At 55.9% G+C, this 13235-nt stretch carries 10 protein-coding genes; 3 read left to right on the top strand and 7 right to left on the bottom strand.

The window, feature by feature from the left end; genetic code table 11:
- Positions 1–67: 67 nt before the first annotated feature.
- A complete protein-coding gene (locus tag D888_RS0115530) occupies positions 68–1177 on the top strand; it encodes an IS110 family RNA-guided transposase (protein WP_020674480.1) in 1110 nt (369 codons plus the stop codon).
- Between the two features lie 402 nt (positions 1178–1579).
- Here the strand turns inward: D888_RS0115530 and D888_RS24185 are convergent, their stop codons facing one another.
- Together D888_RS24185 and D888_RS0115515 are read right to left on the bottom strand one after the other, a co-directional pair.
- Positions 1580–2311, bottom strand: a complete 732-nt coding sequence (locus D888_RS24185) for a hypothetical protein (protein ID WP_156827032.1) — start codon at positions 2309–2311, stop codon at positions 1580–1582.
- Between the two features lie 537 nt (positions 2312–2848).
- Positions 2849–3268 (bottom strand): hypothetical protein, encoded by a 420-nt coding sequence (locus tag D888_RS0115515; RefSeq protein ID WP_020677489.1) that lies wholly within the window; start codon positions 3266–3268, stop codon positions 2849–2851.
- A gap of 767 nt (positions 3269–4035) precedes the next feature.
- On the opposite strand from D888_RS0115515, the gene D888_RS0115510 reads away from it, so the two are divergent.
- Positions 4036–5445 carry an MBL fold metallo-hydrolase RNA specificity domain-containing protein gene (locus tag D888_RS0115510; protein WP_020677488.1) on the top strand — a complete coding sequence of 470 codons (1410 nt, stop codon included), beginning with the start codon at positions 4036–4038 and terminating at the stop codon, positions 5443–5445.
- Between the two features lie 61 nt (positions 5446–5506).
- Here the strand turns inward: D888_RS0115510 and D888_RS0115505 are convergent, their stop codons facing one another.
- The 3 genes from D888_RS0115505 to D888_RS0115495 are packed head-to-tail and all read right to left on the bottom strand — an operon-like array spanning position 5507 to position 8580.
- Positions 5507–6655 (bottom strand): ABC transporter permease, encoded by a 1149-nt coding sequence (locus tag D888_RS0115505; RefSeq protein WP_020677487.1) that lies wholly within the window; start codon positions 6653–6655, stop codon positions 5507–5509.
- A gap of 1 nt (position 6656) precedes the next feature.
- Positions 6657–7580: an ABC transporter ATP-binding protein gene (locus D888_RS0115500; RefSeq protein ID WP_020677486.1), complete on the bottom strand. Its 924-nt coding sequence runs from the start codon at positions 7578–7580 to the stop codon at positions 6657–6659.
- Complete coding sequence (locus tag D888_RS0115495; RefSeq protein WP_020677485.1) at positions 7573–8580, bottom strand: HlyD family secretion protein; 1008 nt, start codon at positions 8578–8580, stop codon at positions 7573–7575. Before D888_RS0115495 ends, D888_RS0115500 begins: the two co-directional genes overlap by 8 nt.
- A gap of 225 nt (positions 8581–8805) precedes the next feature.
- Here D888_RS0115495 and D888_RS0115490 point away from each other — a divergent pair, with 225 nt between their 5' ends.
- Positions 8806–10683: an aldehyde ferredoxin oxidoreductase C-terminal domain-containing protein gene (locus tag D888_RS0115490; protein ID WP_020677484.1), complete on the top strand. Its 1878-nt coding sequence runs from the start codon at positions 8806–8808 to the stop codon at positions 10681–10683.
- A gap of 101 nt (positions 10684–10784) precedes the next feature.
- Here D888_RS0115490 and D888_RS0115485 read toward each other — a convergent pair whose 3' ends face one another.
- Together D888_RS0115485 and D888_RS0115480 are read right to left on the bottom strand one after the other, a co-directional pair.
- On the bottom strand, positions 10785–11747 hold the full coding sequence (locus D888_RS0115485) for a calcium/sodium antiporter (protein ID WP_020677483.1): 963 nt from the start codon (positions 11745–11747) through the stop codon (positions 10785–10787).
- A gap of 348 nt (positions 11748–12095) precedes the next feature.
- The gene (locus D888_RS0115480; RefSeq protein WP_020677482.1) at positions 12096–13175 is read right to left on the bottom strand and encodes a malate/lactate/ureidoglycolate dehydrogenase; all 1080 of its coding nucleotides are present in this window, start codon (positions 13173–13175) and stop codon (positions 12096–12098) included.
- Between the last annotated feature and the right edge of the window lie 60 nt (positions 13176–13235).

Here is a 13235-nt window from a genome sequence, read left to right as displayed (position 1 = left end):
GCGTGTCAGACACGTAGAGCCACATGCTTAGCTATGCGCTTAAGCAACCTATCAAAGGAGACAGGTCATGGAAAATTTTAGCACAGCTTTCGTCGGCTTGGACGTCCACAAAAATTCTATCGATATCGCCATTGCCGAATTTGGTCGTACTGGCGAGGTTCGGCATTACGGTGCTGTCGGCGGCGATCTCGATGCTCTCGGCAAAGCGGTGCGCAAGCTGCGCTCGCGTCATTCCACTCTCCACTTTGCCTACGAAGCTGGCCCCTGTGGCTATGAGGTTTATCGCTACCTGCATGGACAAGGTCTCGACTGCGTGGTGATTGCCCCATCGCTGATTCCGAGGCGTCCCGGAGATCGTATCAAGACCGATCGTCGTGATGCCCTGCAACTTGCGCGTCTTCATCGCTCTGGGGAATTAACCCCGATCTATGTGCCGCATCCTGAGGATGAAGCGATTCGCGACCTGGTTCGCTGTCGTGAGGATGCCCGGATTGCCCGGCATAAATCTCGCCAGCAGTTGAAAGCGCTGCTGTTGCGCAACGGTATCCGCTACGAGGGTAAGTCCTCCTGGATTCCGGCCCACCTGCGCTGGTTGTCCGAACTGCGTTTGCCGCAACCAGCCCAGCAGATCGCCTTCCAAGAGTATCTCGATGCCACGAGCAACGCTCAAGAGCGGGTCGAGCGACTAGAGAGACAGATCAGTGTCCAGATCGATTCCTGGCGGATGAAACCGTTGATCGCTGCCTACCAGTCATTGCGCGGAGTGCAGTTGGTGGTGGCTGCTACCGTAGCTGCTGAATTGGGTGACCTGCGCCGCTTCGACAATCCCCGCCAACTGTCGGCCTATGTCGGTCTGGTCCCGAGTGAGCATTCCAGCGGGGCCAGTACAAGACGTGGAGGCATCACCAAAACCGGCAACGTCCATGTGCGTCGTATATTGGTCGAAGCCGCTTGGGCCTATCGCCTGCCGCCACGGGTGTCGCGCATCATCCGCTTGCGGCAGGAGAACCTGCCATCGGCGATCAACGAGATTTCCTGGCAGGCGCAACTGCGTCTCTGTGGGCGTTATCGGCGGCTTATGGCGTCCGGCAAGTGCAAGCAACAAACGGTCACCGCCATTGCTCGTGAACTTTTGGGCTACCTCTGGGCCATCGCGAAGGAGGTCAGGGTCGGCTAAGTAGTGTTATGACAACCTACATCCCCACTGGCATGGGGCGAGGTGCAGCCACGGTCAGGAGAACCCTCGGGAACCGTTATGGGCGCGACAGAAAAGGTCGAAATGCCCGATCCTAGAGTGAGGCAGCTCCGTGACGTAATACGGTCAGGTGGTAACCAACCCACGAATATCAGCAGGATCAACCGTCGCAAAGACGGCTCCACCTCGCTTCATGCCTTCGGGGATGTGCATAAAAGTAAAAGAGCAAAGCCAAGGGAGCAGTGTGCCTACTTGACAGATGTAAACCATATCAACGGTATTAGATAAGCGGCGACGTCGCGCCGACATGGGAACCACCGAACCTTTGTTTTTCGGGAAGCACCCAGCTATTTTTCGTCCGCTTCATTTTTTTGTTAGGCATGTTTATCCTTCTATTCCTTTTGTCTTTCCAATTATCTTTTCCTTTAATTCGAGTATTGATTTTCTTTTTTGTTTTTTTATTTCAGGAATAACATACATATTTCCAAATATTTCTCTTAACGTTGAGAGAATTAATTTCAGGTGTTTTGATTCCCAACCATCATATGATTCTTCATGGACTTTATTGCTGGTTACTTGCTGAATAGTAAGTAAAGTATCAAAATATTCTTCATCGACGTCTGTTCGTACTGACTTTAATGACTTAATTCTATCTTCGTAGTTTTCACCCTGAGCTCCCTCGATAATAGCTAATTCATATATCATTTTACGGGCACAGACAGACGCCCCTGTTAAATAATTGCTTTTTAAAGACCCTTCCGCTTCTGTCATTAATTCTCTCAATACTTTGGGAACTCTTGAATCAATTGCAAAAAATGAGGTTGGTACTGAATAGAAAAATAAATCGTCTATCTTAATATCTTCATCTACATTTATATTTGAGCGTCCCGAGTAACCTGTGCCAGACAGAGGAATTTCGTTAAAGGAAAGGTGCATAGACAAGTTTTCACATGAATGACAGAAAACAAAATAGACGTAGCATAATTTGCTGTCAGTCCAATTAAAAACCTTACTTCCACGAACCGTATATGAAACATGCCTAAGATTGCAGTATGGACAATTGTAGATATCATTATCTATGAAATATCTAGAATCCAACTCAGAGTGGTCTGGCATTGATTCAATCCTTTTCTTATGCCTAACAGGGATTAGACGGTTACCAGAATATTGAATATAACGGTTACCGGTATATTGGTTAAAAAAACAAGTCATTCCAGTAGTTTATTTTTACCAGCATTTTATCCGTAATCCTAACCTTTTGTGAGTGGCGCGATATCTGACGGGCTTTTGACCTTTTGATTTTGTGAGGGTGAAATTTTCCAAGGCCATCCCCCAGGGCTTACGCTAGATCAGTGGGCGGGTATTCGTTGATCTGAACAAAAAAACCGCCAGCCGCTGAGATTATCAGGCGAAGGGCGGTTTGGTGTCGCAGTTTTCCCCCTCGCAGATGTTGGTATAACAGAATGCCTCAATTAATAACAGGATCATTACCGGGACAGTGCCTGTGGCAATTAACAACCGGGGGCGGGCTGAAACCTGTTGCAATTGTTCCCTAACTCTGCGGAACCAGGTGGCTGCTGATAACAACTCGGGGTAGCCCAATCACTATTTCCCCGAACTTGCGTGGCCCATCCACAATTCAGGCTTGGTTTTTCAAATGTGCTCAGACTTATCTTCCGGCAATTTGATTTTTATGTTAGGCGCATCTTCTTTGACAATCTCTTTTTCTTTACAGAATAAAGTTATTTGAGGTTTTACGTCATCACCTTTAGTTGCTTTGGAATAGTCATAATACATGGCCTCACCATTGGGCTTGATCATAAAAACAAATTCATAAGAAGAACCATATTTCCAACTCTTATTAGTGCCTATCGTTCCAAAAGTGGCTATATGTGATTCTCCAAATATATCAACTTTACCATTTTCTTTTCCTTTGTTTACTTCTACGGTGGCAATAATTTTAGACCAGTCACCATTTGAACTTTCCTGGCAGATCCATGATTCAACAACTTCTGCATTTGCGATTGTGGTAAAGAAAAACATAAAAATTAGAATTATAAGAATGCGACTCATTTGATTCTCCTTTGTAGCTAGTTTGTTGCTTATTTTGGTGGACAAGTTTGTACGCAAATACTGTATGCCTCGCGACAAGCTCTTAACGTTTCCATTTTTGACCCGATTTGATTCCCTTGCGAAACACATTGTGAGTAGGTTTTTGAGCAATCTCTTACGCAACCTGGTTCAGCGTTGGAAATGTCAATTTCGGCAATGCTGTAAGAACAACCAGTGATGGAAATAGATATTAAAAGTGCAGCAAGAGTGAACAGCTTCATCAGAACCTCCTCGGAGAATTTAATATTTCCGGTATTTAACAGGGAATAGGCGGCCCCGGCATTTGGGTCAAAAAAAGCCTGTCATTCCAGTAATTTATTTTTTGAAGCGTTGTACTAGTGATTATAACATTTTGCGAGTGGGGCGATATCTGACCGGGCCTTGGCCCTATGGCTCAGTGGCGGTCAAATTTCCTGAGGTCATCCCCTACGGCTTACGCAAGGTCAGTGGACGGGTATTCGTTGATCGGAACAACAAGAAAAGAACAGCAGGACGCTGAGGTTCTCAGGCGAAGGGTGGTTTAGTGTCGCAGTTTTTCCCCTCGCAGGTGTTGGTATAGCAGAATGCCCCGAACAATAACAGGATCATCTCCGGGATAACCATTAGATTGACAACCGGTAGCGGGCTGTCATCCTTTTAATGCCTGGTGCAATTGTTCCGGCTTGCTCCGTGATTGAACTTCTGAGCCCGAACCGCACCGAACCCCGGCCTACCTCAGAGGAAAAAATATGAAACTGACATTCTACGGCGCCGCCCAGACCGTCACCGGCTCGCAACATCTGCTTGAGGTGAACGGCAAAAAGATTCTGCTCGACTGTGGCCTGTTCCAGGGGAAACGCAAGGAAGCCTTCGAGCGGAACCGTAACGAGTTCTGTCATGCCAAAGAGATCGACGCGCTGATCCTTTCTCACGCGCATATCGATCATTCCGGGCGCATCCCGCGCCTGGTCAAAAACGGCTTTCGTGGTGATGTTTTCTGTACCCTGGCGACGCGTGACCTGTGTGCGGTGATGCTGATGGATAGTGCGTTTATTCAGGAGCATGATGTCGAGTTCGTTAACCGGCGGCGCAAGCGGAATGGCCAGCGCGCCTTTGAGCCCCTCTATACCAAGGTCGATGCGGCCAGGGCGATGGAGCAGTTCGTTGGTCTGAGCTACAGCCGCCGGCGTCAGCTCTATCCCGGGATTTTTCTGACTCTGGTCGATGCCGGACACATGCTCGGTAGCTCTCATGTCATTCTGGACATCGATGATCAGGAAACCGGCCGGCAGCAGCGCCTGGTCTTCAGCGGGGATATCGGCCGGTCGGATATCCCGATCATCCGCGATCCGGTGCCGCTTATCGAGGGCACCGATATCCTGATCATGGAGAGCACCTACGGCAACCGCCTGCATCCCCCCTATCTCGAGTCTGAGCAGGAATTGCAGCGCATTGTCAATGAGACCGCCAGCCGTGGCGGCTGCCTGTTGATCCCGGCCTTTGCCGTGGGCCGGACCCAACAACTGGTCTTCGCCCTGCACAAATTGCACAATTCCGGCCTCATCCCCAATCTGCCGGTCTTCGTCGATAGTCCGCTCGCCACCCGCACCACCGAGATCTTTCGTTTGCATCCGGAGGTCTATGATGCCGAAACTCGTGAATTTCTGCTGAGCGATGACGACAAGAATCCCTTCGGCTTCGGGCGCCTGCAGTACACCCAGAGTGTCGAGCAGTCGAAGGCGCTCAACAGCCTCAAGGTCCCGGCGGTCATCATCAGTTCCAGCGGCATGCTGGAAGGGGGCCGGATTCTGCATCATCTACGCAACCGCATCGGGGACCCGCGGAACTGCATTCTCATGACCAGCTGGCAGGCTCCCAACACCCTGGGCCGCCGCCTCGTCGAGGGGGAAAAGACGGTGCGTATCTACGGTGAAGAACATCAGGTCCGCGCCAGGCTGGAAGTTCTGCCCGGGTTCTCCGGTCATGCCGACCGGGACGGCCTGCTCGATTTCGTCAGGGTGATGCAGCAGAAACCGCAACAGACCTTTGTTGTGCACGGCGAAGAAGAATCTGCGCTGAGCCTGGCCGCTGCCTTGCGCGATGAACTGGGACTCCAGAATGTGCATATCCCGCAGTCGCTGGAATCTTTCGAGATTTAATTATTCAGGCCCTTCTCCCTGAGGGAGAAGGTGGCCGGAGGCCGGCTGAGAAGGGATTCGCTCAATCGAGGGTCTGGCGGTAGCGCTTTAGCCCGATGGTCAGGGCTACCACCAGGAATAGCAGGATCGGCCAGAGGTTGGGCAGGATTTCGGTGAGACCATTTCCTTTGAGCAGAATGCCGCGCACGATACGCAGGTAATGGGTCAACGGCAGGGCCGATCCAAGATATTGTGCCCACACCGGCATGCCGCGAAAGGGGAACATGAAGCCCGACAGTAAAATCGAGGGCAGAAAGAAGAAGAAGGCCATCTGCACCGCCTGCAGCTGGTTACGCGCCAGGGTCGAGAAGGTCAGGCCGACCCCAAGATTGGCGGCGATGAACAGCAGTGAGACGCCGAGCAGCAAAGTCAGACTGCCGACCAGCGGTACATGAAAAAGCAGGTAGGCGGTGAGCAGGATGAACACCAGCTGCAGATAACCGACGATAACGTAAGGGATGATCTTGCCGAGCATCACCTCCAGCGGCCGCACCGGCGTCGCGAGCAGATTCTCCATGGTGCCGCGTTCGCGTTCACGGGTGATGGCCAGCGCGGTGATAATCACCAGGGTCATGGTCAGCACCACCCCCATCAGTCCGGGGACGATATTGTACTGGGTGATCGCCTCGGGGTTGAACCTGGGGTGGAGAATAATATTGAGCGGCGCTGGCTTGCGGCGCAAAGACGTCAGGGGACCTTCAAGGTCGCGGGAAACGGCTGATTCGGTGAGCACGCGGAAAGCTGCCAGGGCATTGCCCGTTGCGGCGGGATCGGTGGCGTCGGCGGTCAGCAGCAGGTCGGGGCGCTCGCCACGCATCAGGCGCCGGGAGAACTGTGGCGGGATGTTGAGGACAAACTGAACCTCGCCAATTTCAATGAGTCGTGCCGCCTCGGCCTCGCTCGTCACCCTGCGCACCGGCTGGAAGTAGGTGCTGTTCTGCATGGCCGTGACGATGCTGCGTGAAAACGCGCCCTGATCGGCGTTGATGACCGCCGTCGGCAGATGCCGGGGATCGCCGTTAATCGCGAAGCCGAAGAGCACCATCTGCATGATCGGGATGCCCAAAATCATGGCGAAGGTCACCCGGTCGCGGCGGATCTGCACAAACTCCTTGCTGACCATGGCCCAGAAGCGCCGGAACGAGAAACGGAAGAAGCTCGGGCGTCTCATCTCAATGCTCCTGACTGCGCGGCATCAGGCTGATAAACACCTCTTCAAGATTGGTCGCGGTCTGTTCCCAGTGATAAGAGCTGTCCTGGCGAAAAGGCTGCAGGCTGGCGTTTAACTCTGTGGCATTGTGGCTGCTGACGTGCAGGGTGTTGCCAAAGGTGACAATCTGCTCCACCTCCCTGACGGTTTTTAATTTCTCTGCCAGCAGATGCACGTTGCGCCCGGACACCGACCAGGTGGTGAGGCCCGCACCGGCGACGATCTCTTCGGCGGTGCCCGCCGCGAGCAGGTCGCCGTAAGCGAGGTAGGCCAGGCGATGGCAGCGTTCCGCCTCATCCATGTAGTGTGTACTGATCAGGGTGCTGATTCCGTTGGCCGCCAGCTGATAGATATCATCCCAGAAATCGCGGCGCGCCTTGGGGTCGACGCCGGCCGTCGGTTCATCGAGCAGCAGCAGCTCTGGTTGGTGAAGCAGGCAACAGGACAAAGCCAGCCGCTGTTTCCAGCCCCCCGAAAGGGTCCCCGCCAGCTGGTGGGTGTAAGTCCCCAGCCCCATCTGCTCAATGAGCTCGTTGACCACCTGCTTCCGCCGCGCTACCCCGTAGACCCGCGCCATAAAATCGAGATTTTCACGGACACTCAGGTCTTCATAGAGGCTGAAGTGCTGTGACATGTAGCCGATCTTCGGTTTGATCTGTTCCGCGTCTGTGTGCAGGTCATGACCAAGGCAGACCCCCGTCCCCGCATCGGGTCGCAGCAGGCCGCAGAGCATGCGGATCAGGGTGGTCTTGCCGCTGCCGTTGGGACCGAGAAAACCGTAGATCTCGCCGCGCTCGACGCGCAGGGAAAGCTGGTTGACGACCACTTTCCCGCCAAAAGATTTGGTCAGCCCGCGCACATCAATAACCGGGGCCGTCTCATTCATCGGGAACGACCAGCTGGACATCCACCGGCTGGCCGGGGTGGAGGCGGGCCGCGACCGCGCTCTCGGGCCGCGCTTCGACCATGAACACCAGCTTGGCGCGTGTCTCGCGGCTGTAGATGATGGGGGGCGTGTATTCGGCCTGGGGGGAGATAAAGACTATTTTAGCGCTAAAGTTTTCGGCTTCGCCGTCGTAATGGACAGCGATGGTCTGGCCGATCTGCAGGCCGCCGACCAGGGGTTCGGGGATGAAGAAGCGGATCTTGATATTCGCCGGGGACAACAGGCTTACGACCGGGGCGCCGGCGGCGACAAATTCACCCGCTTTAAACAGGGTGTCGAAGACCAGCGCATCCTGCGGGGCGGTCACGCTTTTTTGACTTGCTGCCCACTGCGCCCGTGTGAGCTGGGCCCGCGCGGCTTCAATCTCGGCCCGAGCCGCGCTGATGGAATCGGCGCGTGAACCGAGCTGGGCCGTTTCGAGCTGGGCCTTGACCTCGGCGACGGCAGCCTGGTCGTGCTGCAGATCTGCGCGGGCGCGATCAAGCTCTTCTGCCGCCATGGCCTGTTGCGCCACCAGCTTGGTGCGACGTTCAAATTCGCGCTGTGACAGGGCCAGGGCGGTGCGCGCTTGCGTTAGCCTGAAACGTATCGCCGCCAGTTCACTCGGCCGCAGACCCTTGAGCATATCCTGGAGCCGACTCTCGGCGCGGCGGAGCTCCTGGCTGGCCGCTTCAACCAGGGACTGTTCCGGTTGCGGATCCAGGCTGAAGAGTCGTTCTCCGGCCTTCACCCGAGCGCCGCGCGTGACCGCGAGGCTTGTCAGTCGCCCGCCCAGCGGTGAAGCGAGCAGGACAAAGTCCCCTTCGGTGTAGCCTTGAAAACCTGGTTCCGTCTGCGCCTGACACCCTGCCAACAAGACCAGGGTCATGAGCAGAAACGCGAGCCGGTGGCGGTTCCCGTGCAAAAGCTTGCTCATGGCGGGTCGGATCAGAATGTTCATGCCAGGTGTTCCTTCCGCGGCGGTTCAAAGAGAGGATCTAAGTCATGAAAGTTTCTCACTCTTTTCAGGAATTATCAACCAGCCCTTTTCCCGGCGGGATTGTGATCAGCCAGGCGACTCTCCGGCGCCGAACAAAAGTCACCGGTTGCTGGTAGACTGTCTTTCACAGCTTACAGCATCCCATCCTGTTCGATGGGAGTGGCGATAAGAGGAGTGAGGCTCGTTATGAACATGTTCCAGCGCGTCCTTCTGGTTGATCCAGGAACCGGATTTTATAAAATTAAAAAATACAGTTTTGAGCGGTACTTCGGTCCGGTCGACCTCGGCATTCATCTGACCGAAGAATATCGCAGTCTTAATTTTGGCGTCGGCATCTTTGCCGGTTCGATCCTGCCGGGGTCGAATCGCCTGATTGTGACCGGCTTTTCCCCCTGCTGGCAGGGGCATTATATCAGTTCCATGGGGGGCGCCGGGCTGGTGTTCGATAACCTGGGCGTCAACATGCTGAGCCTGGTGGGGAAGGCGCCGGTCCCCTCGGTGCTGTGTTTGAACCGCAATCACGGTGAAGAGATTGAGGTCGAGGTCGTGCCGCTCGACGTGGCGGCGGTCTGGAACTCGGGTCGCAGCGGGGTGTATGCGCTGACCGACAGGGTTTACGCAATGTTCGGCGAGCGCTACGCGAGCGATCCGCGCATTCTGGTCACCGGCCCGGCGGCGCTTGAGACCGACATGGGCGGGATTATGTCGGTGCCGATCAGCAAGGGGAAGATCAGCCCTGTCGATACCTGGGCCGGGCGCGGCGGTTTCGGCAGCGCCATGTTGCAGAAGCACGGGATCGTGGCGATCATCTACGGCGGTACGCTGGTGGACGAAGATTTTCGCGACAAAAAGGTCGCCGATGCCTGGTTTCAGAACAAGTACAACCAGCACCTGCTGCAGAAGGATCTGGAGGTGACCGGCAAGTATCGCTATGACGAAAAGCTTAAAACCGGCGGCACCTTCGGCGTAAATTACACGGCCGTTGGGGGTAAAATCCTGGCGTTCAACTACCGCACCATCTTCTGGAGCGAAGCCGAGCGTCTGGACCTGCATCAGAAACTGGTGGTTGATCACTACCTCAAGCAGTTCAACGCGGAGACCATCCAGGCCAAACAACAGGCAACCTGCGGCGAACCCTGTGTCGCGGTGTGCAAGAAGATGAACGGCGAATACAAGAAGGATTTTGAACCCTATCAGACCCTGGGTCCTTTGTGCGGCATCTTCGATCAGCGCGCGGCGGAGAAACTCAACCGGCGCTGCGATGCCATGGGATTTGATGCGGTCTCGGCCGGCGGGGTGCTGGCCTGGTTAATGGACCTGCTCGACGTCAAGCTGCTCAGCCCTGAAGAGCTGGGCGTCACTCGTCTGCCGAGGTGGGAGATGGCTGGTTTTGATGTGGTGAAGGACTCGCTGCACAATGCCGAGCTCGGCTGTGAGCTGATCACGGCGATCCTCGAACGGCGCGGGATTCTCGACCTGCGCGAGGGGGTGCGCAAATGGAGCCGCATTCATTCGCGCATCAAGGGCACGGCGCTGCATGATCGGCTGGTTTACACGGCGTTTACCCGGCGCGGCTGGATGGTCCCCAATCAGTACTGGGTGTCGGGCGTGTTGTCGCCGATGGCGATCATGGGCAAGTACTACATGATCTACAGCTATGATTTTATCCCGCCCCGAACCCTGGGGAGAATGTGCGCCGAGCGGATGAAGAAAGAGCTGATTCTGGATAATCTGGGGACCTGCCGTTTCCATCGCGGCTGGGCCGAAGAGATGCTCCCCGAGATCGTCGGTGAACTGTATGGCTGCAAGGAGCAGTTCCTGCGCGGCATCGCCGTGCTCGCCAGTCGGATCAACAGCCGCAACAGCCCGATCTTCTGGGAGTCGGAGCGCAACATTGATTACCTGCAGACCTTTCTGAAACGCAAACAGGAGGTGGAGCAGGAGTCGGATCCCCGGTTGGCGGAATGGCTGGTGAAATTTGACCAGGACAAGCACGAAGCGGCCAGAGATTTCTGGTATCAGATCCTGATGGGGATCGACGAAAGCCTGCGCGAATTTTTTTAACGGATCTTTCCTTTGCCCTTCTCCATGAGGGAGAAGGTGGCCGAAGGCCGGATGAGGGGGCTGCTTTTGCGACCATTCCCCCCTCACAGTTTGCTACTCTATTAGCCACCGAAGACGCTGGTCACCAGGTAGCTGGTGTAACCGATGTAGCAGGCGAGCAGGATCGCGCCTTCGACGCGGTTGATCCGAAGGCCACGATAGGCAAAGGCGAAGAGCAGCAGAGTCAAAAAAGCCATGCTCAGCCAGTCGCGCGACAGAACCTGCGCATCGACAGTCATCGGGTGAATCGTGCCCGCAATGCCGACCACGGCCAGAGTGTTGAACAGGTTGGAGCCGATCACATTCCCCAGGGCGATGTCGTTCTCCCCCTTGCGCGTGGCGGCGATCGACGACGCCAGCTCCGGCAGCGACGTCCCGATTGCAACCACGGTCAGTCCGATGATCAGGTCACTTACCCCGAAGCCCTGCGCGATCACCACGGCCCCCCAGACCAGGATACGTGAGCTGGCGATCAGCAGCAGCAGACCGAGCAGCAGCCAGAAGAGCGCCAGGCCAAGCGGCATCGGATGCTGGATGAGTTCCAGCTCTACGGCGCTCCCCAGACTATCTTCCTTGTGTCTCAGGCCCTGACGGATCGCCCAGCCCATCAGACCGCAAAAAACTGCCAGCAGCACCAGACCATCTATGCGACTGATCTCACCATCCCACAGCTGAATCGCCGCCAGAACCGTCACCACAGTCAGAATCGGCAACTCTTTGCGCAGAATCTGCGAATGTACCGCAATCGGCGCGATCAGGGCGGTCAAGCCCAGCACCAGGGCGATATTGGCGATATTTGAACCATAGGCATTACCGAGGGCGATCCCCGGATTCCCCTGGGAGGCGGCAAGCGCCGAAACCACCATTTCGGGAGCGGAGGTGCCGAAACCGATGATCACCATCCCGACCAGCAAGGGGGGCATGCCGAAGTGGCGTGCGGCCGAGGCCGCGCCATCGACAAACCGGTCGGCGCTCCAGACCAGCAGCACGAGGCCGACGGCGATTGCGAAAAAAGCAAGGGTCATAATATATCCATCAACTTGGGGAAAATGGGATTCTTCATGCCTCTCCGATCTTAGCCTGGGCCCAGGAAATCCGTTGATAGACAACCAGACTGCGAACTCGAGCCCGACGAATCGACCGTCCTGATCCGGCAGTAAAACAGGTTTAACGGTACTGTGACCCAAAGCCAGTCGAGGTGCGGGGGGCCGTTAATGAATATCATGATCTGCGGAAGGCCGCTATGAATTATGCCTTAGTCAGCGCTCCGTGACCAAACGCATAAGGTTAATTGCGCCGGAGCAGGGTAAGGGCTTGGGCCGTTTGGGGAGAGAACACCTCGGGAACGGAAGATTAATCCTGTATCTCAGGTATTATGGCGAGGGCTGTGGTTCGGTTAAATTCAGATCATCAAGATTCAGGCCCACACTCAGGGCGGCTTCGACGAGCTCGGTCCAGGTGTTCTTTTCTATGACAATTCCGGTAGACCGTCGGATTGCTCGCCGTTGTCTCTCCGGGTCGCCCGGCACCATGACCGGGCAGTCGGTTTGGGCGGGCGGGGTCGCCCGGATATAGGCGATCAGGGCACTGATCTCCTGGCGGATGGCCTCCTGCTCGCCGTAGATTGCCGGGTCAATGAGGATCGTCAGCATGTGGTTGATAATCCCGCCGCCACGCCGGTTGCCGGGCTGGATTGATGGCCCGCCGGTCAGGGCGGTCACCAGAACCTCGCAGAGCAGGCCCAGAACGTAGCCCTTGTGCTCACCGAAAGGTAAAAGAGCCCCTGGCGGCTCGCTGAACATGACGCTGGGATCCCGGGTCGGTCGTCCCTCGGTGTCGATGAGGGACTGCTTCGGAACCTGTTGCCCCTTGTTGTTGGCCACGCGAGCCTTGCCGAGGGCGATCTTGCTGGTCGCCATGTCGAGCAGTAAATGGTCGTCAGGGTTCGGCGCAGGCACTGCGATGCACAGGGGGTTGGTGCCGTAGCGCGCTATTTTACCGCCGAAGGGGGCCACCAGGGGGGCGTGGTCAGCGACATTTACAAAGTGCAGCGAGATCAGCCCCGCCGCAAGGCTTTGCTCACCGTAGGAGCCGACGCGGCCGATGTGGTGAGCGTTGCGCAGTCCCAGCAGGACCAGACCGTTCTCCTTGCAGCGTGCGATCCCCCGTTCCATCGCCGACTTTGCGGCCACCTGGCCGTAACCCCGCTGGCCGTCGAAGAGCAGAAAATTCCCCTGATCGCTGACCGTTTCAAGCGGGCTGTTCGGCCGCAACAGACCTTTGGCGATATTTGTCACATAGGTGGGGAGCATCCCCACGCCGTGGCTGTCATGACCACTGAGGTTGGCCTGTAGCAGATGCGCCGCCACAGTACGGGCCTCAAGGGGGGCGCTTCCCGCCGCCTCAAGGATGGCAAAAGCCAGCTCCTCAAGCTTCTCGTGACTCAGGGTCATGGCTGTTTCTCCTCGTTTTTCCATTTGGGGGAAGAGGGACGATTTGGGTGCAAAGTAGTC

The sequence above is a fragment of the Geopsychrobacter electrodiphilus DSM 16401 genome, assembly GCF_000384395.1.
In the GTDB taxonomy this organism is placed as follows: domain Bacteria; phylum Desulfobacterota; class Desulfuromonadia; order Desulfuromonadales; family Geopsychrobacteraceae; genus Geopsychrobacter; species Geopsychrobacter electrodiphilus.
The sequence above is the reverse complement of the archived record's forward strand: the minus strand, read 5'-3'. Positions and strand labels throughout refer to the sequence as shown.

Excerpts from the sequence above, each read along its gene's own strand:
- D888_RS0115480 (WP_020677482.1), bottom strand. The coding sequence starts at position 13,175 with ATGACCCTGAGTCACGAGAAGCTTGAGGAGCTGGCTTTTGCCATCCTT.
- D888_RS0115495 (WP_020677485.1), bottom strand. The coding sequence starts at position 8,580 with ATGAACATTCTGATCCGACCCGCCATGAGCAAGCTTTTGCACGGGAAC.
- D888_RS0115490 (WP_020677484.1), top strand. The coding sequence starts at position 8,806 with ATGAACATGTTCCAGCGCGTCCTTCTGGTTGATCCAGGAACCGGATTT.
- D888_RS0115510 (WP_020677488.1), top strand. The coding sequence starts at position 4,036 with ATGAAACTGACATTCTACGGCGCCGCCCAGACCGTCACCGGCTCGCAA.
- D888_RS0115515 (WP_020677489.1), bottom strand. The coding sequence starts at position 3,268 with ATGAGTCGCATTCTTATAATTCTAATTTTTATGTTTTTCTTTACCACA.
- D888_RS24185 (WP_156827032.1), bottom strand. The coding sequence starts at position 2,311 with ATGCCAGACCACTCTGAGTTGGATTCTAGATATTTCATAGATAATGAT.
- D888_RS0115505 (WP_020677487.1), bottom strand. The coding sequence starts at position 6,655 with ATGAGACGCCCGAGCTTCTTCCGTTTCTCGTTCCGGCGCTTCTGGGCC.
- D888_RS0115485 (WP_020677483.1), bottom strand. The coding sequence starts at position 11,747 with ATGACCCTTGCTTTTTTCGCAATCGCCGTCGGCCTCGTGCTGCTGGTC.
- D888_RS0115530 (WP_020674480.1), top strand. The coding sequence starts at position 68 with ATGGAAAATTTTAGCACAGCTTTCGTCGGCTTGGACGTCCACAAAAAT.
- D888_RS0115500 (WP_020677486.1), bottom strand. The coding sequence starts at position 7,580 with ATGAATGAGACGGCCCCGGTTATTGATGTGCGCGGGCTGACCAAATCT.